Here is a 23,327-nt window from a genome sequence, read left to right on the forward strand (position 1 = left end):
AACCCAACATGACCGACAAGACGATCCGACTGGCCGTGCTCGACGACTACCAGCACGTGGCGATGCAGAGTGCCGACTGGTCGGTGCTGAATGACCGGGCCGAGGTGGTCGTGTTTCACGATCACCTGTTCGATCACGACGCCCTGGTGCAGCGACTGGCGGCGTTCGACGCCGTCTGCGTCATGCGCGAACGCACGCCCATGACGGCTGCGCTGATCGCGGCACTGCCGAGGCTCAAGCTGATCGCATCGACGGGACGGGGCAATGCGTCGATCGACCTCGACGCTGCCGCCAGGCATGGCGTCGAGGTCGTGCACACGGATTACTCCTCGACGCCGACGATCGAATTCACCTGGGCCGCCATCCTCGGATTGGCACGGAATATCGCTGTCGAGGCAGCATCGGTACGTGCCGGCCAATGGCAGGTGGGTCTGGGTACCGAACTGCGCGGGAAAACACTCGGCATTCTCGGCCTCGGCCGCATCGGCGCCGAGGTTGCCCGGATCGCACAGGCATTCGGCATGTTGGTGATCGCCTGGAGCGAGAACCTCACCACCGAAGCCGCTAGCGCCATCGGCGTCCGCCGGGTGACGAAGGACGAGCTCCTCGCGCAATCGGACTTCCTCAGCATCCATACGCGCCTGAGCGATCGCACGCTCGGCCTGATCGGCGCCGCCGAACTCGCCGCCATGAAACCGACGGCACGACTCATCAACAGCTCGCGAGGACCTATCGTCGACGAGAAAGCACTGATCGACGCGTTGTCGCACGGCCGGCTCGCGGGCGCCGCCGTCGACGTCTTCGAGGTCGAGCCCCTTGCCGCAGACCATCCATTCCGCACGCTGCCCCATGTGCTGGTGACGCCCCACATTGGCTACGTCACCGCGGAGATGTATCGAACGTTCTACGGTGACAGCGTGAACAACGTCGTCGCGTGGCTCGACAAGCACGTCAGAAGCTGACGACCTTCCTGCTGTGGTCGCTGTCGCTGTCGTGGTCATCGTCGTGATGCTCGCCCTTCGGCTTGATCGTCATGAGCTCCAGCGGCTTGCCGTTGGCCAGGCGAACACCCCAGCCCTGCTGGAGGCTGGCGAGATCATTCAGTTGCGGGCAGATGGCGTTGGACTTCGCTTCGAGCGCCTTCGAGCGCTTGTTCATTTCGCGGTCCATCGCCTTGTCCAGCGAGTCGGCGCGGGCCTGCAGCGCGGCGACTTTGCTCGCGTCGCCCGAGAGGGCGGCGGTCACCGCGCTCGAGGTGACCGAACCGACCAGCTCGCCCACGGAATCGGACACCGACCCGGCAACGGTCTCGGTCATGCGGTTGGCCGACCAGTGACCCGAGCCGACGCCCTCATCGATCTCACGCAGGGCTTCGATCTGCTTCCGCTTGAGCTTTTCCAGCATCCTGCCCCGCTGATCGCCGTCGGCAAAAGACAGGGTGACCGTGGTCATCGCCGAGAACCCGAGCTCGACACCCTCCCGGGCGATCGTTGCCACCTGTGGCATCAGGGCACGAACGCCAGCCTCGTACCGGCGCAGCGCGTCGGCATCCCCGCCTGAGACAGCAACGGCTTTGCCATCGACGCGAATCGCGCCGTCATGGAGGAAGACCTCGGCTGGCACGCCATCGGTACGGTGAAAAGAAAGGCCTGCCGCCGTGACATCGACGTCGTAAGGCGTCGAGTAATCGTGTTTGCAGGTATCCGTGCTGAAGTTGATCTCCGTTGCCCGCCCTGCCGTGGCGGCGAGCACAAAGGCGACGGCGGCGGTGCCGGCGATGATCGGATGGCGCATGGCCCTTCTCCCCAGGAAACGGATGTTCGCCGGGTAGGATGCGTCCGGCGAGCCTAAGGTTTAGTCCGTTAGGCGGCAGGAAGCATGAGTAGTTGGTCACGCCCTGACTTCCGGCAGGGGGTCATGAGGCGATTCCGCGCTCGCGGGCGTACTCGGAAAGCCGGCTGTCGTGATCGATACCGAGCTTGCGCATGGCATCGCGCTTCTGGCGGCTGACCGTCTTGACGCTGCGGCTCAGCTGCTCCGCGATCTGCGAGATCGACATGCCCCCTACATACAAGCGCACCACCTCGATCTCTCGCGCCGAGAGGCGGACGCCATCGGCCGTGCTCTGCACGCCGCCCGTGTCGAACTGCCGACGAATCGTATCGCTCATGTAGGCGCGACCCGTGGCGGCGTAGCGCACAGCGACGGCGACTTCCCTCAGCGGTGCGCGCTTGTCGCACAGACCCAGCGCACCGCGGCTGCGCATGGTCTGCAACACAGCGGGATTGTTCACCATGGTCAGCACGACGACAGGCAGCCGCGGATAGCGCCGGCGGATGAGGTCGATGAGCGACAGTCCATCACCATGACGGCCGCCGGGCATGGAGAAGTCGGTCACGACCACGTCGCAGGGAAGCGACGCCAGCAATTCGACGAGTTGGTCGCCGTTGGCCGCTTCGCCGACCACTTCGATATCACCGCCCGCCTCCAGGGCGGCACGGGCCCCCATCAGGACCACCGGGTGATCGTCGGCAATGATCGTTCGCAAAACCATGTCTTCCCTCGTAGGCGGATGTGCGCAGCCGCTCTCCATGAGATGTGCTACTCAGTCTTACCATCGTGGAGATTACAGTAATCGTCCGCACGTGGTCGAAGGAACACCATGAAGCAATTGAGAATATTGGCCATTTTTTGCGGCATTTTGTTCGCTTCGTACCGACAGGCGAGCGCGGCTGACATGTTGCGTGAGGGTACGGGACAGCACGAACGGGTCGCGATCTTTCACACCGACGTGGACTCGCCCCCATCGGGCGCGGCATCGCAAGGCAGACCCCAAGAAAGTTCCGCGATCACGCCTGACGACGTGCCGCTCAGCACGGCGGAGCGAGAGTGGCTCGCAACGCTGCCGGTGCTCCGCATCGGTATCGATCCGTCTGCAGCGCCCATCTCGCAAATCGGCCGGGACGGCGAAGCCCAAGGATTGGCCATCGACTACCTGCGCGAGGCCACCCACGTGCTCGGACTACGTACCGAGACCGTGACCAGCCTGGATTGGCACGACACGGTCGAACGCGCCATGCACGGCGACATCGACGTGCTGCCGGCGGCATCCGCGAGCAACGTCGCACTGGAACGCCGCTTCGGTTTCACCGCGCCCTATCTCGATCTGCCGGTCGTGATCGTCACTCGGGAGCACGGCTTCCTGGTCACGGGCCCAGATGATCTGGGTGGGCACCGGGTCGCGGCCAATCTTGCCCAGGGAGCGGTGGCGGCCGCGGTGGCGCCGATGTCGACGGCCGACGTCATGCCGGTTTCCACCACGGCCGAGGGCCTGTCCGCCGTGGCTTCCGGCAAGGCGGACGCCTACGTGGGAGACATCGCCACCGCCGAAGTACTCATTCGGCGCGACTACCCGGCACGACTCAGGATCGCCGCCCCGACCGGGGAGCATGCCGGTCTGTCGATGGCCGTGGACCAACGATTCGCTCCACTGATTCCTTTGCTCGACCGCGTGTTCGCACGCCTGCCCGAACGCCGTAGCCAGACGATTCGTAACACCTGGCTTCGCTCCGACTACCACTGGGGTACATCCTGGCGGGAGATCGCGCGCAAGGTCGGGCCAGCAGGAGCCCTCGTTCTGGCGTTGCTGCTCCTGGTAAGCCACGCGTACCTGCGCCTGCGACGTGAAACACGCCGCCGCCTGCATACGGAAGCGCAGCTTGCCGATGTGACCCGGCACATGCCCGCCGTGGTTTATCGATTTCGTTATCACCCGGACGGGCGCATCGGCTTCGTCTACGTAGGGGGCAATCCGGAACCCATCTTTGGCGTATCGGCCGAGACGTTCATCCATGACGAACGCAGCGCGTTCGCGCGTATCGACGGACGCGACCAGCCGGGGCTCATGGCCGAGGTGGCGCGCGCGGCGGCGTCCCTGACACCCATCCATGCGGAAATGCGCATTCGCGATACGTCACCGGAGCGCTGGGTGGCGTCCCACGCCGTGCCCCGGCGCGTCGCCGATACCGTCGAGTTCACCGGCTACTGGATCGATGTCTCCGAGCGACGGCTACATTCGACGCAGCTGGCCATGGCCAAGGAAGTCGCCGAATCGGCCACGCGGGCGAAGAGCCAGTTCCTGGCCACCATGAGCCATGAAATCCGCACGCCGATGCATGGCGTCATCGGCATGCTGGAAGTGCTTGGCACGACCTCGCTCAACGACGCGCAACGACGTCTTCTGGGCACCGCGGAAACCTCGGCGGGTGCCTTGCTGCAGATCCTCGACGACGTGCTCGACTTTTCGCGTATCGAGGCCGGACAGCTGGCCGTTGCATGCCGCCCCGTCGATCTGCGTGAGCTGGTCGGGGCGGTCGTCGACCTGTTTGCCTGGAAGGCCAACGAAAAGGGACTCTCCATTGCGCGCAGGATCGACGAACGTCTTGCCGAAAACGTCCTCACCGATGGCGCGCGCCTGCGCCAGATCCTGCTCAATCTGGTCAGCAACGCGATCAAGTTCACGACGCGCGGCAATATCGTCGTCATCGTCGAGGTGGTGGGCGAGACGTCTGGCCATCAGTCGTTGCGGTTGGTGGTGGCCGACACCGGGATCGGTATCGCCCCTGACGACATGGCCCGGTTGTTCACGCCCTTCACCCAGGCCGAAGCGTCCACGACCGCGCGCTCGGGCGGCAGCGGTCTCGGCCTTGCGATTAGTCGACGACTGGCCGCGTTGTTGCGCGGCCAGATCGCGATGACCAGCGAGCGCGGTGTCGGCACCCGGGTGACCATGGAGCTGACCCTGCCGGTCATCGCCCGCAACGAGGCGGACGAGCCGAGAGAAGCGCCCCCACGTGCACAGACCGACGTGCCACTGAACGTGCTCGTGGCGGAGGACCACGCCACCAACCGTGAACTGGTCGCCGCACAGCTCGATCGGCTCGGCCACCGGCACACCATCGTGGCCGACGGCGAACAGGCTTTGCTGGCGGCAAAGACGCAGACCTTCGACGTCCTCCTGACCGATCTGCAGATGCCGCGGATGGATGGCTACGCGCTGGTGCAGGCCCTGAGAGAGAACGACGCCATGCTGCATATCATCGCGATGACAGCCAATGCGATGCCCGAGGAGAAGCAGCGATGCCTGGCTGCCGGCATGGACGGGTTCGTTGCAAAGCCTGTCCGGCTCGACGGGCTGCGCGACGCCCTGGCGACCGTGACGGACACAGGAGCGGTGTGGGATCTCGACGCCTTGCGCGAGGATTTCGGGGGACTTGCGGCGCTCCCGCGCATGGTCAGCCGGTTCGCCGCAGCGACGTATGCCGATATCGACGATGTCGGGAACCTCGGCAGCCCTGAGGACGCGGCGGCATGGAGTCACCGTATCGGCGGAGGTCTCCGCGTCTTTGGGCCCTCCCGCGCTGCCACGATGCTCGAACGCTTCGAAAGGGAGCTGCGCGGGGAAGATGCTGGCGCCGCGCTACAACGACTCCCCAGCGTGGTCACGGCGCTGCGATCGCACGTGGAGTGTCTGATCGAATCGGCGCGGGAACTGTCTACGGATTGAGCTTATTCTCAAAAGAAAGTGGGATTTTTCAGATTCATCTGATTTTTCCGATGACCCCGACCCGCGATTCTTATCGACGTACGCCTTAAGGCGCGTCAAGACCAAGGGGTCGCCTGTGAATCAGCACGTCATCGATTACCACATCGCCGATATCGGCGAGGCCTGGGCCATCTTTCGCGAGGGCGTCCAGATCGCCGTGCGTAAGGATCCCGGCGATGCCATCGCGTTCGCAAACTTCTTTGCCGATCGGGAAACCCGGATCGCAACACGGCCGGTTCGCGTTTCGGCCGATCACCACATGCATCGCACGCTAAGCGAGATCAGGCGCGCCGCCTGAGCTTCTGCTCAGGGAAACACTCAGCGTCCGGTCGCGCCACCCATGTGAATCATGTCGAGGTGCAGCAGTCGCAGGCGCGCAATGTGGCGACCGACGATGGCGCGATCTCCCGAGGTGGACTCGAGACGCAGGAAAGCGTCGAGCAGTCGACGCTCCATGTGTTCGAGAGTGCGGATATAGGTGACATCCGGATCGTTCGAGAGCTTTGCCGACGCCTCCATCATGCTGCGTCGGACCCCACTCATGGGGCCGCCGGCTGTGGCCGGACGCCCGCCGGTGGCGGTGACTTCGCCTTGTAACTCCGCAGCGATAGCCGTCAGGGAGTCGGCGGATTCTTGCAGAACAGCCTTCAGGCCCGGCTCTCGCACGCCACGTGCCGCCTGACCATAGAGATCACGATCCGCGATGACTCGGCGAATCAGCCCATTGACGACACGGATCGAGTTTCGTTCCATGGGCGAAACGTTAGACCTGTCGGACTTAGCCGGTCATAAACGTCCCGGTATCTGGTCAGCCGGCGGTCAGCCGCCGGGCTCGATCAACAGCAAAGGCTGACCAGACGCGTCGCGCAGGCCGGATTGGAGGTCGACCAACTGTCGGACAGCCGGACAGAGGGCCTGAACCCGCGGCCTGAGGGTCGATTCCAGCCGGGCGATGACACGCGCCTGACCGCCCGTGGAGACATCCGCCACGCGATCGCGCAGGGCGGCGGCGCCTTCCAGATCACCATTCATCGCCAGCTGCATGGCCTCACCGCCGACCTCCTGGGTCAGCAGGGGCGTGATATCGGAGACGATTTCCTGCGCATAGGCGCGCATGGCATCGGCCTGCCAGTCGCGGGTGCTCTGGCTCGCCGCGATACGCCGCTTGATCTCGGCAACGCGACTGGCAAGTGCCCGGTCGAGCTCACCGCTGCTCAGTGATCCCGGAGATGCACGGCCGGCCTCCTCGCGCACAGCGCGCGCAGCAACGTCCACACCATCGCTGGCGATCGCCTTGGCCTTGGGCACCAGGGCACGGACGTTGCGCTCGAAAAGGGCGACGCGGTCTTGCTCGTCCGGGCGCAGCGCCACGGCGCGACCGTCCGTGGCGAGGCTGCCATCGTGCATGCGCACACTGCGCGGAGCCACTTCCGGGCGCTCGAACAGAAGGGCATCCGAACGCACCGTAAGGTCGTAGCTGCTGGCGACCCCACAGGACATCTGGCCGACGTCCTGAGCCGCGACACTGCCCGCAACGCAGGCAGCGACGACAAAGGCGAATACGCGGGCGGTCATCCTGCTCACAAGGCGGGCTGAGCGAACTGCTGCCTCACGGACACGCGACCCAGCGTCCAGCCAAGCCAGGCCAGCACGGGTACGGAGACCGCCTTCAGCACGATCCCCACGACGAGGATCGATCGCAGCTTCACGTCACGGAGCAGCTGTTCGGGCTCGAGACCTCCCTGGCCGAGCTCCACTCCGATCGCCTGCCACTGCTGAAAAGCGATCACCGCCGTCACGATCGCCCAGACGGCCAGCACGCCGGCCGCGATGCGCATGGCGCTTCGGCCCCATTCGCGCCACCGCAGGGTCCCCAGCGCAACGACCATGACGACAAACGCCCCGAGGGTATTGCCCACCGACCATGCCAGGAAGACACGCGGATCGGGGGTACCCGCGGCTATCGCCTCGGCGCTGATGGAACGGATGGCACCTGCGGCGGCGACGATGCCAGCGGCGTTGATCACGAAGCCCACAGCCGCAAGCAACATCACCAGCCAGACCACGATGCGCCACGGCGCGAACGGACGGGCCTGCCGTGGCCCCTTCAGTGGTTTGAACATGCTCAGGTGCCCGAAGCCTTCAGCTGCGCGAGATCGGCAAGCACCTGCCCGGAGTTCTTTTCCGGATCCACGTCCTTATAGACCCTGGCGATCTTGCCGGTCGGGTCGATCAGAAAGGTCTCGCGACGGGCGTACTTGCTGCCCTTTTCGTCGCTGAGCACGTCGTACTTCGTCGCCATGGCGCCGTCTGCGTCCGAGAGCAGCGGGAACGGGACGTGGTACTTCGCGGCGAATTCGGCATGCGACTTCACGTCGTCCAGGCTGACGCCATAGACAACGGCACCGGCCTTGTGGAGCTTGACGATGTCATCGCGGAAGGTGCAGACCTCGGTGGTGCAGCCGCCCGTGAAGTCCTTCGGATAGAAGTAGACGACCAGCCACTTGCCCTTTTCGGTGTCCAGCGAATGCCACTCGCCCTTCTGGTCCTGCAGCTTGAAATCGGGCGCCTTGTCGCCGACCGCGGGGCCGGCAGGGGTGGCGGCCCAGGCAGAGACAGTGACCAGGCAAAGAGCGAGAAGCGTAAAGAGGCGACGCATGGGGAAACCTCGTGGGTGGGAATCAGGGAAGTGTACTCGTCCGCGTGAATGCGGGTTCCGTCCCTTTCGGTTGTGGCGGCGCGTGAGATTCGCAAAAAAAAGAGGCGCCCCGGAGGACGCCCCTTTGCTGACGGAAGCGGGTATTACTTGCCGATCCGCTCGATCTCGAACTTGCTCAGGTCGACGCCGAGGTTGAAGCCACGGCCCGTGCCGGTAACGGCCAGGGAGACTTCACCCTTGGTCATCGCCGCGCTCTCGGCGCTCTTCACGACACCGGCATTGGCGCCGCCGCTGGCGTATTCGCCATAGATCTCGCTGATGCCGTGGACGTGGGTGAACTCACCCTTGCCACCTTCGATGCTGAACTTGCCGGCGGTGAGGCCGCCACCACGAACGTGGATGATCACGTCGGCGCTCTGGCCGTTATCGCAGCGGACGTGGCCACGGCCATCGGCCTTCTTGTAGATCGCAGCCCAACCCGTGGTGCTGAACGTCATGTGGCATTTGACCTCAGCGTCCGACGCCGCCTTGGCGGGCTGCGCGGAGAAGGTACCTGCAGCGGCGAGTGCCAGGACAGCCAGACCGGTAATGCGCTTGATCATGTTCGTTTCTCCGTGGGTAGATGGCAGGAAGCTGCGAGACGGATTCTGTACTCACGAATGTGAAGAAACACGGAGGCTCCCGACACCCGTTCAGGAAAGCCGAGGATTCGTCGAGGACCCGTGAACCGGCTCCCCGGGTGGCATTAGGCGGCTTACTATCGATCCAACGCCGCTCCTTGAAGGGAAATCCCATGCCCAAGCACATCCTGGTTGGCTATGACGGCTCGGAAACCGCCCGCCGCGCCTACCTTTTCGCCCTGGAGCTGGCCGCCTGCGCCGGGGCGAGGGTCCAGGTGCTCTCGGTGCTCCAGATCGACAACGGTGCCGATACGGCGGCGCTGATGATGACGGACAACGGCAGGGAGCGCCTCGAGGCGCTGAACGCCGAGGTGAAGGCCTTGAGGCCCGAGGCCGGCGTACCGGTGGCCGTCGACCTCATTCATGGAAGCCCCGGCGACGCCCTGCTCTCGTACGTGGCCCGGCACGGGGTCGACCACATCGTCATCGGGCATACCGAGCGAGGCGCCCTGGCCCGCTGGCTGGTCGGCTCGACCTCGACCGACGTGCTGGCCAAGGCCCACGTGCCCGTGACGGTGGTGAGGTAGCCGCAAGGATGCCGCGTAGCCATGCTTGCCCGGCTTTGTCACAATTCGGTCAGATGCCCTCGGGGCGATAAGACAAAGCGATCGGGGAAAACGAGTGAGCTACGCCGCCACTTTGCCATGGACGCTCGAAAAACTGGACCTCTCGCGGATCGACATCGAGAAGGTCAGGCATAACGAAGACCTGTTCCTGCTGTTGTGCAGCTCCTCGTTCGTCGAGAGCGGCTCGGACCTGTACACGCATCTCCTGGTCGACCACTTCGCCGGCGACGAGACGCTGCAAGCGTGGCTCCGTGACCACTGGGAGCACGAGGAAATGCAGCATGGCCGCGCGCTGGCGGCTTATGTGCGCCACGTCTGGCCGGAGTTCGACTGGGAAACCGGTTTCCAAAGCTTCTTCGCGCACTACGGTTCGGTCTGCACGCCCGACGAGCTCGAGCCCAACCGTGGCCTGGAACTGGCCGCGCGTTGCGTCGTCGAGACGGGAACGGCGAGCCTGTATCGTGCACTCAACGAAGTTACCGACGAGCCGGTATTGCGCGAACTGACGAACTACATCAAGAGCGATGAAGTCCGTCATTACAAGAACTTCTACCAGCACTTCCGCATCTATCGCGAGCGCGACAAGATCGGTCGCTTCAGCACCTTGCGCACCTTGCTCAAGCGCCTGAGCGAGATCAAGAACGAAGACAGCGACATCGCGCTGCGTCACGTCTTCAACGTTCGCCATCCCGACAAGGCACATGACGACGCCGAGTTCCGCCGGGTCGCGGGTCGTGCGGAAGGTCTGCTCAAGAAGCACCTCCCCGCCGAGATGACGGTAAAGATGCTCCTGCGGCCCCTCGACCTGCCGGCCCGACTCAACACCATGCTCGAGTGGCCGCTCACGCGAATCACCGAGAAGCTGTTCCTACACTGAAGCCAGCTCAGCGATGCACAAGGTGGGCGCCATCTCATCGGCGATGGCGCACTTGCCATGTAGGAGCCGATTCATCGGCGATCGGGTGCTCGCGCAGGCGTCACTTCTTCTTCGGAAGCGGCGCCCACTTGTCCCCGTCAAAACCACCGGTCTCAAACGTCAGCGTCGTCTCACCACGACTGACGGTCACCACGTCGATGGTGATCCGCTTGGTCTTCGCCATGTCCTTGATGAACTGTGCGTCGTTGCGGAATAGCAGCGCCGGCTCGCCCGTGGGTGGGCGGAAGGCCTTCAAGGTCTTCGGTTTGCCGTCGAAGGTCGCCTTCAGCGTGCAATCGCCCTTGCAGACGAAACCCTTTCCCGCCGTGGCGTAGAGGAACGCGTTCTGGCCCCAGGCCGTATGCCGGCGCAGGATCAGCCGTACCGATGCCTCCCCCGTCGGGCTGCTGGACTGGATCGTCGCCGTGCTCTGCGTACCACCCTCCATGGGTGAGGTCTGGTAGAGCCACAGGGCTGTCAGGCGCGCCTTCTCGCTGGTGGCCTTGTAGTTGGTTTCGAGGTTGTCGAGCGTCTTCTTCACCTCGGCGGCTGCGGGCGTATCCGGGTACTGGTCGACGATCTCGTGGCCGAGCTGCACGGCGGGGCCGTCGTTATGCAGCTTCAACAGCTGTTGGTAGGTCTCGAGCTTCTTCGCCGCTTCGTCGGCCTGGTTGTTCGCCGGTGCCTGCTGTGCGGCCTGGGGCTCGGACTGCTGCGAACAGGCGGCCATCGTGGCGGTGGCAAGGAGAACGGCGAGCGGAGCGAAACGGCGCATGGCGATGGCATCCCGGAGAACGAACCCCTAGCTTCGCCCTTTGGCGCGGCTGCTGGCAAGGCGGGCGTAGAATCCCCCGACTCCCCAAGGACCACCCATGTCTTCGTCGTCCCCCGAAGCGGTATCCCTCCTTCGCCATCGCGCCTTCCTGCATTTCTGGTTCGCCAAGAACGCCTCCAGTTTCGGTTTCCAGATGATGTCGGTCGCGGTCGGCTGGCAGATCTACGAGATCACCCATCGTGCCCTCGACCTCGGCCTCATCGGCCTGGTCCAGTTCGTGCCCTCAGTGCTGCTGGCCCTGCCGGCCGGCCATCTCGCCGACCAGTTCGACCGGCGCCGCATCGTCACGATCTGCCAGTCCATCGAATGGCTGGCGATCGCCCTGCTCGCTATTTTCAGTCTCACGGGGCACATCAACGAGTTGGGAATCCTCGCCCTGGTGTTCGTGATCGGTGTCGGCAAGGCGTTCGAGTTTCCCGCCCTGCAGTCGATGCTCCCGGCGCTGGTACCTGCGTCCGTGCTTCCCCGTGCCATGGCCTCAACGGCCTCAGCGGGCCAGGCGGCGATGATCGCCGGCCCCGCCCTGGGCGGCCTGCTGTATGTCGCCGGCCCCGGCACCGTCTACTCGGTCTCGGCCGTGCTCTACCTCGTCGCTTTCACCCTGATGTCGCGACTGTCCTACGACCACCAACCACCCCGTCGCGAGCCGGCCACGCTGAAGACCCTGTTCGCTGGCGTGCATTTCATACGGCATCGCCCGGCCGTCTTCGGGGTTATCTCCCTGGACCTCTTCGCGGTGCTGCTCGGCGGCGCCACGGCGCTCCTGCCGATCTTCGCCAAAGACATCCTGCATACCGGTCCGTGGGGCCTCGGCCTGCTTCGCGCCGCGCCCGCGGTCGGCGCACTGCTGATGTCCGTGTGGCTGGCGCACAACAGCCTGACGCGGCGAGTGGGGCCGATCATGTTTGCCTCCGTGGCGGGCTTCGGGGTCGCCACCATCGTTTTCGCCCTCTCGTCCACGCTGTGGCTGTCGCTGGTCGCGCTGTTCGCCCTGGGCGCCTTCGACATGGTCAGCATGGTCATTCGCGGCGCACTGGTGCAGCTGGAGACGCCTGACGACATGCGCGGGCGGGTCAGCGCGGTCAATGCCATCTTCATCAACACCTCCAACCAGTTGGGCGAATTCGAGTCCGGCATACTCGCCGCCGCGCTCGGTGCAGTAAATGCCACCCTGATCGGGGGCATCGGCACCCTGGTCGTGGTCGGTCTGTGGACCTGGTGGTTCCCATCGCTGCGACGCCGCCAGGGCCTGGTGTCGGACCCCGAGCCTATCGAAGGGGCCAGCGGCACCATCTGACACGGCGCCGAAAACGTGCTAATAAAGTGGACGTCTATACCGCCAAAGGGGATGTCCACGATGAAGCGCCTGCTCGCCGCCGCCCTTCTCACCCTTGTCGCGCCGGCCTATGCCGCGCACGAGGGTCCTGCCAGCCTCGATGCCGCACTTGCCCAGGGCAAGCGCGAGCACAAGCCGGTGCTGGTCGATTTCCAGGCGGTCTGGTGTTACTCGTGTTACTACATGGCCAGCCATGTCCTCAACGGCAAGGAATGGGACGATCTCGGCAAGAAGATCGTTTTCTACGAGGCCGATGCCGATAAGCCGGCCGACAAGGCATGGATGAACAAGCTCAACGTCCATTTCCTACCGACCTATGTCGCCATCGGTCCGGACGGCGAAGAGCTCGGACGCATACTCGCCGAACAACCTCGTGAAAAGTTCTACCCGCAGATCGCAGCACTCCTCTCCGGTGACGCACGCCTCTCACACCAGAAAGACGAAGCGGTGAAGGGATCGCTCGCATCGGTGGCCGAGGTGCTCGACACCTACCAGCAGCGCTACCAGGGCAAGGAAGGCATGGCCTGGTTCGACACCTTGCCAGCCATGGTTCGTAACGTTTCCGATCAGGACAAGCGCGTCGCGCTGGCCAAGCAGCAGCTGTTGCTGCTCGAAGGCAAGGCCGACAAGAACGATACGGCCATCGCCGCGGCAGCGACCAAGGTGCTCGCCGGAAATATCGGCTGCGATCGTCCCTATGTGCTGGATGACCTGATTGCCGCGACCGCTGCGCAACCGCCGGCGACACGGCAGGCTTCGCTCTCTCCCCAGAAACCCGCCTTCGACGACTACCTGGCGACACAGATCTTCGTCGCCTCGCCCATCTGTGCCGACCAGCGCAGCGCCGTCCTGACTGCCGCCGACCTCGACGCTGCCATCGGCGACACGACGGGCGAGCAAGCGGTACTGCGCAGGGCGATCGACCTTAGCCGCGAGAAGTTACACGGCGACCTCAAGAGCGATCGCAACGTCGCCGACAACCTTCGCGTCTATCTTGTCCGGGCGAAAGCTGGCGACGAACTCGACACACTGGAGAAGCAGCTGATCGCCGCCTATCCGAATGACTACGTGTACAACTATCGTTACGGGCGTCGTCTCGTCGAGAACGGCAAGTTCGCACAAGGCTTGCCATACCTCGAGACAGCAGCGAAGAAGGCTTACGGTGCCAACACGATCAGCGTTGCAACGTATCGGGTGAAGGCATTGCACGCGCTGAACCGTGATGCGGAAGCACGCAAGCTCGTCGCCGCGACGGTGGCCGCGCAAGGCACCGCGTTCCCGGAGCAAGTGAAGAAACTACAGGAAACCTTGCCCGCAACGTAAGCAGACACCGCTCTTGTAGGAGCCGATGCATCGGCGAAAAGGCCCAGCTACGTAGCAATCCTTATCGCCGATGAATCGGCTCCTACAACGGCATGCGGTGCATCACGTCTGCGACGTACCGTAAACCACGGAATCAAGGTGCTCCACACGCGCAATGGTGTCCAACGACACCGTCGCAGACCACTCCGGCCGATCGTTGTCGATCAGCTTCACCACACCGTTGATCCCCTCGGTGCCATCGGCATCGACGAAGGTCTGCGTGGTGGGCACGACAGCGACGATGCCCTGGATCGTCGAACCATCCTGCAGATGGATGAGGACCTTCGCGTTATCGCGCAGCTCGTGGATCAACGCCTGCAGTCGCCCGATCGTGCCCTTGTCGGTATGAATCGTGTCGGCTTCGCGGCCCATGGCAGTGTCCTCGTGATGGCAGACCACTGACGCTACTCTCCGGCCGTCGATGGAATGTGCACGGGGCGCACTGCTACGCTGCGCCCTCTTCCACGCGCGGGCCAGCCATGATCACCGTCCATCACCTGAACAACTCGCGCTCCCAGCGCGTCCTCTGGCTGCTGGAGGAACTCGGCCTGCCGTACGAGATCGTGCGCTACCAGCGAGACGCCAAGACGATGTTGGCGCCCAAGGAGCTACGCGCCATCCACCCCCTCGGCAAGTCGCCCATCCTCCAGGATGGCGAGGTGACGCTGGCCGAGTCGGGCGCCATCGTCGAATACCTTCTCGAGCGTTACGGACAGGGCCGCCTGAAGCCTGCCGTCAGTAGCCCCGACTGGCTGCGCTTCATCTACTTCCTGCACTACGCAGAGGGTTCGGCGATGCCGCCCTTGCTGCTCAAGCTGGTCTTCGTCCGCATGGAGACGGCGCCGGTGCCGTTCTTTGCCAAGCCGGTCGCCCGGATGCTCGCCAAGGGCGCGCAGAAGGCCTTCGTCGACCCCCAGCTCAAGTTGCACCTGGACTACATGGAGGGCGAAATCGGCAAGTCCGAGTGGTTCGCGGGCAATGAGTTCACAGCGGCCGATATTCAGATGAGCTTCCCCTTGGAGGCCGCGGCCAGCCGGGGCGGTCTCGACGCATCGCGGCCGAAGCTGCACGCCTTCCTTGAGCGCATCCACGCGCGCCCGGCCTACCAGGCGGCGCTCACCAAGGGCGGCAAGTACGATTTCGCGTGATAACGACGAGCCTGAATCCCTGTTCAATCGGGCACTTGCCTGTTTACACGACCCTCACGACCCGGGCCGCAAAGTCGGTTCCCGTCAGCAACGCTTGAGAGGGAGCCATCCAATGAGCAGAAATCGTGAGTTCGCGCAGCAGGTCGAAAGCGCCGTCAACGGCGTCTCCGGCCGCGTTCGCCACTACGCGGATGAGGCGACCGGCGCAGGCAGCGACCTGCTCGAGCGCACCCGTCGCGTCACCAACAAGTTCGCCAAGCGCAACAGCGGCAGCAGCCAGAAGGTTCGCTACCTGGCCGAAGATCTCGCCGATGAAGCGACGTATCAGTACCGTCGTCTGCGCAAGCAGGTGCGTCGCAACCCGGGCGTGACCATCGGTATCGCCGCCGCGGCTATCGGGACGTTTCTCCTGATTCGTCATGCGCTTCGTGACGACGATTGATTGGCTTACCTAGGTAAGGATTGGAGGCCGGGAGAGATCCCGGCCTTTTTATTGGCGTGTCATCGGACATTAGGATTGACTCTAGCTTAGGATCTCTTTCTGCATACGAAGGTGCGGACTTGGCATCGACCACGTTCGCGGCAACGTACGCACAACCATCGGCTACCGTTGTCTTATGGAGGGCCGCTGCGAGATCGATCATCTGGTGGCGGACGCTGGTTTCCAGAATCTCCCGAGTGGCGGTCGTCATTGCAGCCATCTTCTCGGCGGAGAACCTGGATCCCTTCGTGATCTTCTCTGCCTGGGCAAACTCTGCCGCGTGATTGGCTCGGAAGGCACGCGCGTATGTTGCCAGGTTCACTCCCTCCGCCCGACAAACATCAGAAAAGCTATGGACGTTGATAGTGTAGAAGCCGAGGAAGTCCGCTGCGGCATACATCTTGAGGTCTGCCTCGGGCAGCGCGTACAGTTCCGCGTCGGTGATATGGGGCATTCCGAAGGATTTCACCGGCGCATGCCGTTGCCTCCCTAACGTTGCGGCTCTCTCATACACGTCCTCCACACTTTCTCGCGACGCTTGCTGGCCACTAACGTCCGCGTTCACGGTTACGACGGATGGTGGAGAAGAGGAATGGACAGCTGCGGAGATGAGCATCAGCGGCGCATACAGTAGTGCTGGTGTAACGTTTTTCTTCGACATAGTCGCGTACCTTGAAGCGGCGAAAGGGAACGATTTGAACCGAGAAGACGATTCGTCGGCGATACACTTGCGGAACCTCACATAGCAAGTCCCTGCTGCGCCATCTGGGCGCTCCGCTCCTGACTCTGCTGAGCGATCTGATCCATCTGCTGATCGAACTGCTGGATCTGCTTGATCGACTGCTCGGACTCAGGCGGGGGAGTGCTCATATCGACGACAGCAGGTGTTGCCGTAAGGCCATGCGAGTTGATCGTCAACGTCATGCCGTCGTAGTCCATATGCAGACCGCTGAGGTTGCCAGCGTTGATCCGATGCCGGTGGCACGCGGCAGTGAACTGCATCAGGCGCTCTTCCGTTGCTTCCGGGAGAGAATTCTGCAATTTGTTGTAGAGCGCGTGATCGGCGCTGTTCGGATTGCGTGGGTCGCTGCGGGAGGGCTGAGCCAACATTGCCGGCACGGATGCCCGCGACAGGGTGTCTTGCATAGGCGACTCGTACGCGGCCATGGCGGGCGAAGGCGTCGCGATCTGGGATACGCGAGCCTCGGCAGGCATCCTGACCTGACCCGGCTGCTGCAACTCTGCGATAAAAGCTTGCCCCTGAATCCTGTTGCAAGTCGCGTCATCGGCTTGCCCCGTTACTGGCAACGCATGACTGGACTGGAACCTCGCCACGGCCGTCTGTGTCGCCACGTCGTAAACGCCGTGGGTGGCCAGCGGGTCGCCAGCCATGTCACGGATACCGAGCATGTTGAGGTTTTTTTGGAGTGTGCGGATGGCGTTGCCGTCAGTTTGCTCGAAGGCGGCAGCCTGCGAGGGGCTTACGATTGGCGCGGGATGCACCGGCGCGGAAGCCGAAGGCTCCGGCACGAAGGGCTTGTCTCTCGACAGGGGTACTTCCTGCTCTCGACCAACAACCGCCCCCCTCCCGAGATTGAGCATGTGCAACTGCTGGTTTGAAACCTCGAGCGGAACCTCGAGAGCTTTCAGCGCATCGATGCTCGCCGTCCTGGATCGAGGATTGTCGATGTCGTCACCGAACACCTCAAACGCCCGGAGCGTCGGGCTCTCCGGACTAAAGTCCTTGCCGAACTGGACATCCTCGATGGCCGTCATGTCGCCGCGCTTGGCCTCGATGACGAGGCCAGCGGTCAGTTGATCGACCTGATCCCGATTGAGGTCAATGCCTGATCGAGCATGCAACTCCGCAAGCTGCACGCTGGCCGAGCGATACATGCCGTGATCGGGATGCATCGGATCGCTGAGTTCGCGGATGGCATCGGGACCATGGACGCCCACGGGATAACGTGGACCCACCTGATCCTCCAGGCGCGGATCGAACCTATCGGGTGGCGCACAGAGAATTATCTTGCGCTTGTCGTTGCAGTGCGGCGGCGAAGCCTGGGATCCCATGATGTCGCGGTAGCCGTCGTGCCGGAATTCCGACGTGCTGTAGATACGGAGGTGTTCCTCGGAGCGATGGATGACAAACATGCCCGGATCGGTCGGCACCATTAACCTGTGGGCGACCGCCTCACCCGCGAGCGCATTGACGTAGTCCGCAACGATGTTAAAGGTGAGGATCGAAAGGCCATTCTGGTGATAGCTTCCACCGATATCTGAATGAGCGCCGGGCAAGGTCATGCCGACGAACCGATCGTCGGCCGAACGTCCGGGCGGAATGATCTGAGTCGACGGAAACGCATTACGACGTTCGTCTTCGGCCGTAATCTGTATCCCTGACGCCATCGCGCTTGTAGGCTGTCGGTCATGATTGTTGGGCGCGCCTGTTCCGACAGGATCGTAGAGGGCCTCACTCATCAGAGTTTTGCCTGGCTCTCTCAGGGGCGGAAGGTGCCATTCGTAAGTGTCGGGACCGAACGCGTGATGGATTGCCTCTCGGCCCAACGGATTCTGGATTCCTCGCTCGTGGACCAAGCGAAGAAATCCAGCAGCTTGCTCCGCTCCGCGGCTGAAGCCTGTAGCCAGGATTCGGATGTCAGCATCGGGATCTGCGTCGAGCCACTTCTTCACTTGCGTGATGAACTCAAAGTACATCCACTCAATACGCTCGTCGTAAGACCCACCGGTTGCGCTGTCGATTGTCCTGACAATCGCACCTTCTTGGGTTCCTGCTCCCTTGATGTAACCCGAATGAATCCGAGGCTCTCGCTTACCGGTTTCTGCAAGCTGAAGATGAAGCTTTCCGACATTCGTCGCGTGCTCGGGATCCTTCCATAGGTCGTTACCCGTGCCGTCGAAGTTCGCGATGTAGAATCGAGAGTGCGGATCCGATGAATTGAACATGCGCGGTACAGACAGATCGCCAACTTCCTGGGCCGCCTTGGCATATGCCTTCCGATCGGCCGCCGTCACCGGATCTGTTCGCACGTCGTCGCGCAGGCGACCCTTGCTGTCACGCTTGTGTTTCTCTACCACGTCCATGTACTCCGGTTAGAACGTCTGCGAATACGCTATGACAGGATCGTGTCTGAAGTCTGAGTGCACTCTGCCGGGGAATCGCGGCCGAAGTAGCGGAATCCATGCCCTCATGTAGATGCGTATCGCACGGTCCTCGACTACGAGGATGATGTGCGGTGCGCTGGGAGGCACGCTGGTCTTTACGTCATTAACATCCAGGTCGGCTGGATAACGAACCAACCGAGAGTGGAAGATCTCGCCAAGATTGATCTTCTCGTCGTGGTTAGTACCGTCCTTCGATGTCCAGGAAACACGAACGACAGTAGGGAACTCGAGGTTTCCCCAACTCGCGTCTAGGTTGTCTCGATCGCGCTCAGTAAATGGCCCGCTCGGCGATCCGCTATTCACAATGTACGCGTTCTCGTAGAGCACGCGACACCTAAGCGTGTCGAAACAGCTAGCGCCGAAACTGTGGTCGTAGAACGGCATTTTCAGCACCCCATTTTCGACCTTCGACTTCATGTGCCACGACTTGATCCCCGAATGACACCCGCTCGTCACCGTCATGGCAGCTGCCATGGCCAGATATTTCATATCCATCGTTTCTTCCTCCCTTATATCGTTGCCATTCGTTTCGGCATTCGAGGGCGCATTTGGTAATTTCGGCCTCCGTTTGAACTCCACCGGAAGCCCACCCGCCGGCAGCCGGCCGAGTTCACGACGCGTCTGCGCATTGACTATCTCAAGATCGCGAAACAGCTGGAGGTCGTAGTGCCGATCTGCCGCGGTCAGCCGATGTACGGCTTGTAGCGACGAAGGCCGTGCGCCTTCGTCCTTATCGAACGCGTCATCTGCCACGGTGGCTCGCGTCGAGCCGATCATGCGGCGCGAGCTCGTTTCGGCGACTCAGTGAATGGATCCGTCGCTTTCGGCTTACCCGATGTCGTTGGAGCCATCGACTGCGACTGCGGGTGAGCCTGCTCCTTACCTCGGACGACCACGGGCGGAACACCCGCACGCTCCTTGAACATCTTGTCCTTAAAGAACCAGTTCTTCCTGGCTCGTATCGGTTTGCACCCTTCGTAGAAGATCAACTCCTCGTCAGCCGGCAACTCTTTGATCTCCTGCGGCAGCAGCAAGGCGCGGCGCTCTTCGCTGTGACTGGTAGATACCTGATGGGAGCCATTGCCGCGACTGGTGTTTCGATGTTCCTTCCGCACGGTCTTGAAGCCGAGCATCTCGCTGTACTGGTTGGCGTCACTCTGCTCACGCGGCGCAAAGACGATTTGCGCACCGTGGTTGGTGATGAAGTTCTCCGCGTCGTGGTCCCCGTAGGCGGCACGCAGCTGGGCACGGCTTTGCACGATGCAGAGGTCGCGCACGCCGTAGCTGGCGGAGATGGAGATACGCTTGGCCCAGACGTCCACCCGACCCATGGCCGTGAACTCGTCCATGAGCATCAACATCTGGTACTTGAGGTCGGGCTCCTCGCCAAGCTGCTTTCCCAGGTTGTTGCCGATTACCGTACTGAAGAAGATGTTCAGCAACTTCGCACTTTCGTCCAGCTTGTTCGTCGGGATGATGACGTAGAGCGTGGTCAACTTCTTCCGCAGGCTGGTGACATCGATGTCACTGGCGTTGGTCGCTGCGGCAAGGATGGGACTGAGGAATTGCTGCAGCGGCGCCTGCATGGAAGCGATGACCGACGAGAACGTCTGCTCGGCCAGGCCCGCCAGGTTGCCGAACACCGTTCGGGTCTGCGGTGTCATAAAGACGAACGTCGGGTCTTTGAGGACGGCATCGAGGAATTCCTTCGTTCCGTCCATGTCTTCCCCGCTGGAGAGGCGAAGGACGCGCTCGAAGCTCGGATAATCCGGAGACGCGTTGATGTCCGGGGCGTCCTGTGCGCCCGCGATGCAGCGCGCCACCTTGTCGTCCCATCGTTCGAAGAGGAAGGACGCAAAGGCAGTAAACGCCGCACGACTCTGCGACGTCCAGAACGGATCGCCGCCCGGCTGGTCGGGATACAGAATGGCGGAGATGGTCTGGATCTCACCGATGCGCTTCTCCGGGCTCATACCGGCGAGCGTCGTCATGGGGTTGAAGCGATGCGTGTTTCCGTTCTCGTCGTAAGGTGCCCAAACGCGTATGTCGTGGCCGAGCGCCTCGCGCCAGCCACTCGTCGCCTTGTGAAGCTCGCCCTTGAGGTCGAGCACGACCATCGACTCTTCATAGGACAGCAGCACCGGGATGGCGACACTGGTGGTCTTGCCCGAACGGGTCGGACTAATGGTGATGACGTGCTGCGCCCCGCCGAGCCACAGGTAGCGCCCCTTGTACTTGCCAATGAGGATGCTCTGCGACGTTTGCTTGAGCAGCCCCGCCTTCTTGAGGTCGGAAAGCTTGGCGAAACGCGCCTCGCCATGCATTGACTCGGGCCTGGCGCGTAACACCGGCATCAGCAGGCATAGCCAAGCCAGCAAAGGCGCACCGAAGCCGAAGGCCCCGCATAGTTTTATCTTCGTGACGTACGGTGCGACTTGAGGAAGCTCCAGCGCTCTGAAGTACTCCCAGTACGTCGTCGCCCCAAGCGGTACCTGCTTGAGTCCAAGGACCCAAAGCGTCAGAAACCCCGCCAGATACTCGCCACCCACCAGACCGAGCAGCCCGAGGACTAGCACGGTGATTGCCTTGATCTTGCCGCTCATGCGCTTGCCGTCCGCCACCGTAACGTTGATTTATAAGCATGATTCGAGTGACAAACGAATGAGAGGGCTAAGCTCGTATTGGGCGCACTTTTCCGATTTCTTCTATTCGCACCGTCCTCCGTTCTCACGCGCTGCCGCTCGCTCCCACGACATCCGCGCATGCGCGTCCGCCGTGCATTGCAGGCCCATGCGTGTCATCGCAGCGATGCTTTCAAGACCGATGGCCATGCGGCCGCAGTCGACGGCGTCCGATTCGTGGATGAGTTCTGCAAGCAGCTGTGTGAGACCTCGAGCGTATTGCAGCCACTCGGTCGCTTCGTTCAGCAGATCGTGAGGATTGGCGCAGGCATCGGCCCGACAACTCGTGCAGTTTTTGCGTGATGCGTTCATCGTGTTCTTCCTCTGAAGGGCCACGCGCGCCCGGAGGTGCGGCACGTCACGCACAGCGCAACGTGCCGCGGGTGGATACGGACTCGCGGGTTCATCGGCTGCCCGTGACCGGGCGCCGGGTGGCGTTATTGATGAAGTGGAGTGCAGCGTCAGCCTTGGTCGCTGACCCACGCGGCTACGCGCCGGATAGGACGGCCAAGAAAACCTCATGAAAGCGACTGCCGCTGCGGTTCGTCAACCGTGTCTGCGACGTAAGCAGACGTCCCGGTAACCGGTGGGTGTGTCGCCGAGGGGATTCGGCGGGCGAGCGACTGCCGTATGATGTGACGTAGTCAAATCAGCTCCAGAACAGTTGGTTTGATCAGCGGTCCGGGAGTGTTGATGCACTCTCGGGCCGCGCTTCTCACCGCATTGCGCGATGGTTGCCTGCGACGTGTTTTCGAATCGACAACGCAGGCAACGATGCGACCGTATCAAATCAACTTACGGTTGTCTGTAGTCGCCCCTCGACTTCTCTGAATCAGCGTATACGTAGCGACCTTCGTCGAGCTCACAATCAGGCGTATTGGTAGCAAACCACATCGGGTTGCGGCGCCTCCGGGTGAATTTTCAACCAGTCACCGAAGAGCTTGTCGATGCAGCAAGCTACCAGCCAGAAGAGTGGATCGTTGGGCGACAGGCCCGTACTTATGTCGCCTCCTACTCCTGCGAACACCCTTGGCACTACGCTATCCATCAGTCCCGCAGTAAGAGAATCGATGGTCTGGCTCTGTTGAAGAACTGCGGCCACCTCTTCCGGCGAAGTCCAAGGCGCGATCCTGTCGCCGTCATTGAACGCACGACGCAGAAAATGCCGCAAGGGCACGAGATCCAGTAGTCCCGGGTAACCGAGCGTCCAATGAGCAAACGATCCGTCTACTACCTCGGAGTGGGACCCCTGGCCATTGCCTCCCATGAGGTCAGGTGAAAAGACGAGAGACCTTTCCGGCGCCTGCGAGTCGAGCGGAAAGTTCCAGTACGGAAGACTCACCGAGGGATCAATCCGTTGAAGCTCTCGCTCGAAACGCATAAGGAACTGCCGCAGACGACTAAGCCCGCTTTGGGAATCGGCACCGCACGTCAGGAACGATTTCTGATATGTCGAGTACTCTTGGGCAAAGCCGTCGTACACCGTCGGCAACGGAAGACCAAGCCGAGGTCGATTCGTTCGCTTTAAGGCATCTACGAAGTTTGCCCGTTCGGAACTGGATAGCGCTAAGTAGTCGCGGCGCACGTAGATCGATGAACAGCTCAACTGTGCCTTTAGCGCTCCACTGCGGGTCGCGGCGTACGCGAAGGCGGCGGTGGCCATACCCTGGATGAAGTGACGTCGTTTCATGGTGCTCCTCTCCGTGGCTGATGAGCATCGACACGCGCATTCGTGAATGCCTGCGTGCAATGAACTCATGACTCAAGGAGGAGCCTCGCCCTTTGGAAACGGGCAAACAAGATGCCTACGTTGATAACCACGGCGCCGACGGCGGAATCGCAACGCCGTTCCGGCAGTTAGCATGGAAGCTG

Annotated in this window: 24 protein-coding genes; 9 read left to right on the top strand and 15 right to left on the bottom strand. The window is 62.5% G+C overall.

The window, feature by feature from the left end:
* The first annotated feature begins 8 nt into the window (after positions 1 to 8).
* Complete coding sequence (locus HB634_RS19660; protein ID WP_213949809.1) at positions 9 to 962, top strand: D-2-hydroxyacid dehydrogenase family protein; 954 nt, start codon at positions 9 to 11, stop codon at positions 960 to 962.
* On the opposite strand, the gene HB634_RS19665 is transcribed toward HB634_RS19660, so the two are convergent.
* Together HB634_RS19665 and HB634_RS19670 are read right to left on the bottom strand one after the other, a co-directional pair.
* Entirely contained in the window at positions 952 to 1,794 is an 843-nt protein-coding gene (locus HB634_RS19665; protein WP_213949810.1) for a DUF2884 family protein, read from the bottom strand. The two genes, HB634_RS19660 and HB634_RS19665, sit on opposite strands and share 11 nt — an antisense overlap.
* Before the next feature lie 121 nt (positions 1,795 to 1,915).
* The gene (locus HB634_RS19670; protein WP_063573091.1) at positions 1,916 to 2,554 is read right to left on the bottom strand and encodes a response regulator; all 639 of its coding nucleotides are present in this window, start codon (positions 2,552 to 2,554) and stop codon (positions 1,916 to 1,918) included.
* Positions 2,555 to 2,737: 183 nt separating this feature from the next.
* Here HB634_RS19670 and HB634_RS19675 point away from each other — a divergent pair, with 183 nt between their 5' ends.
* Both HB634_RS19675 and HB634_RS19680 read left to right on the top strand, forming a co-directional pair.
* Positions 2,738 to 5,566, top strand: coding sequence for an ATP-binding protein (locus HB634_RS19675; protein WP_213949811.1), 2,829 nt, complete (start codon positions 2,738 to 2,740; stop codon positions 5,564 to 5,566).
* Positions 5,567 to 5,681: 115 nt separating this feature from the next.
* Positions 5,682 to 5,903, top strand: a complete 222-nt coding sequence (locus tag HB634_RS19680) for a hypothetical protein (protein ID WP_063574142.1) — start codon at positions 5,682 to 5,684, stop codon at positions 5,901 to 5,903.
* 20 nt (positions 5,904 to 5,923) lie between these two features.
* Here the strand turns inward: HB634_RS19680 and HB634_RS19685 are convergent, their stop codons facing one another.
* The 5 genes from HB634_RS19685 to HB634_RS19705 form a co-directional block, all read right to left on the bottom strand.
* Positions 5,924 to 6,358 carry a PA2169 family four-helix-bundle protein gene (locus HB634_RS19685; RefSeq protein WP_063574141.1) on the bottom strand — a complete coding sequence of 145 codons (435 nt, stop codon included), beginning with the start codon at positions 6,356 to 6,358 and terminating at the stop codon, positions 5,924 to 5,926.
* A 66-nt stretch (positions 6,359 to 6,424) separates the two neighbouring features.
* Positions 6,425 to 7,180, bottom strand: coding sequence for a DUF2884 family protein (locus HB634_RS19690; protein WP_213949812.1), 756 nt, complete (start codon positions 7,178 to 7,180; stop codon positions 6,425 to 6,427).
* A 5-nt stretch (positions 7,181 to 7,185) separates the two neighbouring features.
* Positions 7,186 to 7,728 carry a hypothetical protein gene (locus HB634_RS19695; RefSeq protein ID WP_213949813.1) on the bottom strand — a complete coding sequence of 181 codons (543 nt, stop codon included), beginning with the start codon at positions 7,726 to 7,728 and terminating at the stop codon, positions 7,186 to 7,188.
* A 2-nt stretch (positions 7,729 to 7,730) separates the two neighbouring features.
* The gene (locus HB634_RS19700) at positions 7,731 to 8,264 is read right to left on the bottom strand and encodes a peroxiredoxin (RefSeq protein WP_063570524.1); all 534 of its coding nucleotides are present in this window, start codon (positions 8,262 to 8,264) and stop codon (positions 7,731 to 7,733) included.
* Positions 8,265 to 8,407: 143 nt separating this feature from the next.
* Complete coding sequence (locus HB634_RS19705) at positions 8,408 to 8,866, bottom strand: hypothetical protein (protein WP_213949814.1); 459 nt, start codon at positions 8,864 to 8,866, stop codon at positions 8,408 to 8,410.
* A gap of 191 nt (positions 8,867 to 9,057) precedes the next feature.
* Here HB634_RS19705 and HB634_RS19710 point away from each other — a divergent pair, with 191 nt between their 5' ends.
* Both HB634_RS19710 and HB634_RS19715 read left to right on the top strand, forming a co-directional pair.
* Entirely contained in the window at positions 9,058 to 9,471 is a 414-nt protein-coding gene (locus HB634_RS19710; protein ID WP_063570522.1) for a universal stress protein, read from the top strand.
* Positions 9,472 to 9,565: 94 nt separating this feature from the next.
* Complete coding sequence (locus HB634_RS19715; RefSeq protein WP_063570521.1) at positions 9,566 to 10,387, top strand: ferritin-like domain-containing protein; 822 nt, start codon at positions 9,566 to 9,568, stop codon at positions 10,385 to 10,387.
* Between the two features lie 100 nt (positions 10,388 to 10,487).
* Here the strand turns inward: HB634_RS19715 and HB634_RS19720 are convergent, their stop codons facing one another.
* Complete coding sequence (locus HB634_RS19720) at positions 10,488 to 11,201, bottom strand: hypothetical protein (protein ID WP_213949815.1); 714 nt, start codon at positions 11,199 to 11,201, stop codon at positions 10,488 to 10,490.
* Positions 11,202 to 11,298: 97 nt separating this feature from the next.
* Here HB634_RS19720 and HB634_RS19725 point away from each other — a divergent pair, with 97 nt between their 5' ends.
* Positions 11,299 to 12,558, top strand: coding sequence for an MFS transporter (locus HB634_RS19725; protein WP_063570519.1), 1,260 nt, complete (start codon positions 11,299 to 11,301; stop codon positions 12,556 to 12,558).
* Between the two features lie 60 nt (positions 12,559 to 12,618).
* Positions 12,619 to 13,920, top strand: a complete 1,302-nt coding sequence (locus HB634_RS19730) for a thioredoxin family protein (protein WP_213949816.1) — start codon at positions 12,619 to 12,621, stop codon at positions 13,918 to 13,920.
* 102 nt (positions 13,921 to 14,022) lie between these two features.
* Here the strand turns inward: HB634_RS19730 and HB634_RS19735 are convergent, their stop codons facing one another.
* Positions 14,023 to 14,331, bottom strand: a complete 309-nt coding sequence (locus HB634_RS19735) for a DUF3247 family protein (protein ID WP_063570517.1) — start codon at positions 14,329 to 14,331, stop codon at positions 14,023 to 14,025.
* A gap of 107 nt (positions 14,332 to 14,438) precedes the next feature.
* Here HB634_RS19735 and HB634_RS19740 point away from each other — a divergent pair, with 107 nt between their 5' ends.
* Together HB634_RS19740 and HB634_RS19745 are read left to right on the top strand one after the other, a co-directional pair.
* Positions 14,439 to 15,107 carry a glutathione S-transferase gene (locus HB634_RS19740; RefSeq protein ID WP_213949817.1) on the top strand — a complete coding sequence of 223 codons (669 nt, stop codon included), beginning with the start codon at positions 14,439 to 14,441 and terminating at the stop codon, positions 15,105 to 15,107.
* 112 nt (positions 15,108 to 15,219) lie between these two features.
* Positions 15,220 to 15,549, top strand: coding sequence for a hypothetical protein (locus HB634_RS19745; RefSeq protein ID WP_063570515.1), 330 nt, complete (start codon positions 15,220 to 15,222; stop codon positions 15,547 to 15,549).
* Here HB634_RS19745 and HB634_RS19750 read toward each other — a convergent pair.
* From HB634_RS19750 to HB634_RS19775, 6 genes are all read right to left on the bottom strand, one after another.
* On the bottom strand, positions 15,500 to 16,249 hold the full coding sequence (locus tag HB634_RS19750) for a hypothetical protein (protein WP_157503823.1): 750 nt from the start codon (positions 16,247 to 16,249) through the stop codon (positions 15,500 to 15,502). The genes HB634_RS19745 and HB634_RS19750 overlap by 50 nt on opposite strands.
* 77 nt (positions 16,250 to 16,326) lie before the next feature.
* A complete protein-coding gene (locus HB634_RS19755; RefSeq protein WP_213949818.1) occupies positions 16,327 to 18,687 on the bottom strand; it encodes a DUF2235 domain-containing protein in 2,361 nt (786 codons plus the stop codon).
* A 15-nt stretch (positions 18,688 to 18,702) separates the two neighbouring features.
* The gene (locus HB634_RS19760; protein WP_213949819.1) at positions 18,703 to 19,551 is read right to left on the bottom strand and encodes a hypothetical protein; all 849 of its coding nucleotides are present in this window, start codon (positions 19,549 to 19,551) and stop codon (positions 18,703 to 18,705) included.
* Positions 19,548 to 21,377 carry a type IV secretory system conjugative DNA transfer family protein gene (locus tag HB634_RS19765; RefSeq protein WP_213949820.1) on the bottom strand — a complete coding sequence of 610 codons (1,830 nt, stop codon included), beginning with the start codon at positions 21,375 to 21,377 and terminating at the stop codon, positions 19,548 to 19,550. The genes HB634_RS19760 and HB634_RS19765 overlap by 4 nt, the downstream gene beginning before the upstream one ends.
* 102 nt (positions 21,378 to 21,479) lie before the next feature.
* The gene (locus tag HB634_RS19770) at positions 21,480 to 21,767 is read right to left on the bottom strand and encodes a hypothetical protein (protein ID WP_213949821.1); all 288 of its coding nucleotides are present in this window, start codon (positions 21,765 to 21,767) and stop codon (positions 21,480 to 21,482) included.
* A 556-nt stretch (positions 21,768 to 22,323) separates the two neighbouring features.
* Positions 22,324 to 23,145, bottom strand: a complete 822-nt coding sequence (locus tag HB634_RS19775) for a tyrosinase family protein (protein WP_213949822.1) — start codon at positions 23,143 to 23,145, stop codon at positions 22,324 to 22,326.
* Positions 23,146 to 23,327 lie beyond the last annotated feature (182 nt).

The sequence above is a fragment of the Luteibacter sp. dw_328 genome (assembly GCF_018449605.1).
Classification (GTDB): domain Bacteria; phylum Pseudomonadota; class Gammaproteobacteria; order Xanthomonadales; family Rhodanobacteraceae; genus Luteibacter.

Coding starts and splice junctions, on each gene's coding strand:
- HB634_RS19660 (WP_213949809.1), top strand. CDS start 9: ATGACCGACAAGACGATCCGACTGGCCGTGCTCGACGACTACCAGCAC.
- HB634_RS19665 (WP_213949810.1), bottom strand. CDS start 1,794: ATGCGCCATCCGATCATCGCCGGCACCGCCGCCGTCGCCTTTGTGCTC.
- HB634_RS19670 (WP_063573091.1), bottom strand. CDS start 2,554: ATGGTTTTGCGAACGATCATTGCCGACGATCACCCGGTGGTCCTGATG.
- HB634_RS19675 (WP_213949811.1), top strand. CDS start 2,738: ATGTTGCGTGAGGGTACGGGACAGCACGAACGGGTCGCGATCTTTCAC.
- HB634_RS19685 (WP_063574141.1), bottom strand. CDS start 6,358: ATGGAACGAAACTCGATCCGTGTCGTCAATGGGCTGATTCGCCGAGTC.
- HB634_RS19690 (WP_213949812.1), bottom strand. CDS start 7,180: ATGACCGCCCGCGTATTCGCCTTTGTCGTCGCTGCCTGCGTTGCGGGC.
- HB634_RS19695 (WP_213949813.1), bottom strand. CDS start 7,728: ATGTTCAAACCACTGAAGGGGCCACGGCAGGCCCGTCCGTTCGCGCCG.
- HB634_RS19700 (WP_063570524.1), bottom strand. CDS start 8,264: ATGCGTCGCCTCTTTACGCTTCTCGCTCTTTGCCTGGTCACTGTCTCT.
- HB634_RS19705 (WP_213949814.1), bottom strand. CDS start 8,866: ATGATCAAGCGCATTACCGGTCTGGCTGTCCTGGCACTCGCCGCTGCA.
- HB634_RS19710 (WP_063570522.1), top strand. CDS start 9,058: ATGCCCAAGCACATCCTGGTTGGCTATGACGGCTCGGAAACCGCCCGC.
- HB634_RS19720 (WP_213949815.1), bottom strand. CDS start 11,201: ATGCGCCGTTTCGCTCCGCTCGCCGTTCTCCTTGCCACCGCCACGATG.
- HB634_RS19725 (WP_063570519.1), top strand. CDS start 11,299: ATGTCTTCGTCGTCCCCCGAAGCGGTATCCCTCCTTCGCCATCGCGCC.
- HB634_RS19730 (WP_213949816.1), top strand. CDS start 12,619: ATGAAGCGCCTGCTCGCCGCCGCCCTTCTCACCCTTGTCGCGCCGGCC.
- HB634_RS19735 (WP_063570517.1), bottom strand. CDS start 14,331: ATGGGCCGCGAAGCCGACACGATTCATACCGACAAGGGCACGATCGGG.
- HB634_RS19740 (WP_213949817.1), top strand. CDS start 14,439: ATGATCACCGTCCATCACCTGAACAACTCGCGCTCCCAGCGCGTCCTC.
- HB634_RS19745 (WP_063570515.1), top strand. CDS start 15,220: ATGAGCAGAAATCGTGAGTTCGCGCAGCAGGTCGAAAGCGCCGTCAAC.
- HB634_RS19750 (WP_157503823.1), bottom strand. CDS start 16,249: ATGTCGAAGAAAAACGTTACACCAGCACTACTGTATGCGCCGCTGATG.
- HB634_RS19760 (WP_213949819.1), bottom strand. CDS start 19,551: ATGATCGGCTCGACGCGAGCCACCGTGGCAGATGACGCGTTCGATAAG.
- HB634_RS19765 (WP_213949820.1), bottom strand. CDS start 21,377: ATGAGCGGCAAGATCAAGGCAATCACCGTGCTAGTCCTCGGGCTGCTC.
- HB634_RS19770 (WP_213949821.1), bottom strand. CDS start 21,767: ATGAACGCATCACGCAAAAACTGCACGAGTTGTCGGGCCGATGCCTGC.
- HB634_RS19775 (WP_213949822.1), bottom strand. CDS start 23,145: ATGAAACGACGTCACTTCATCCAGGGTATGGCCACCGCCGCCTTCGCG.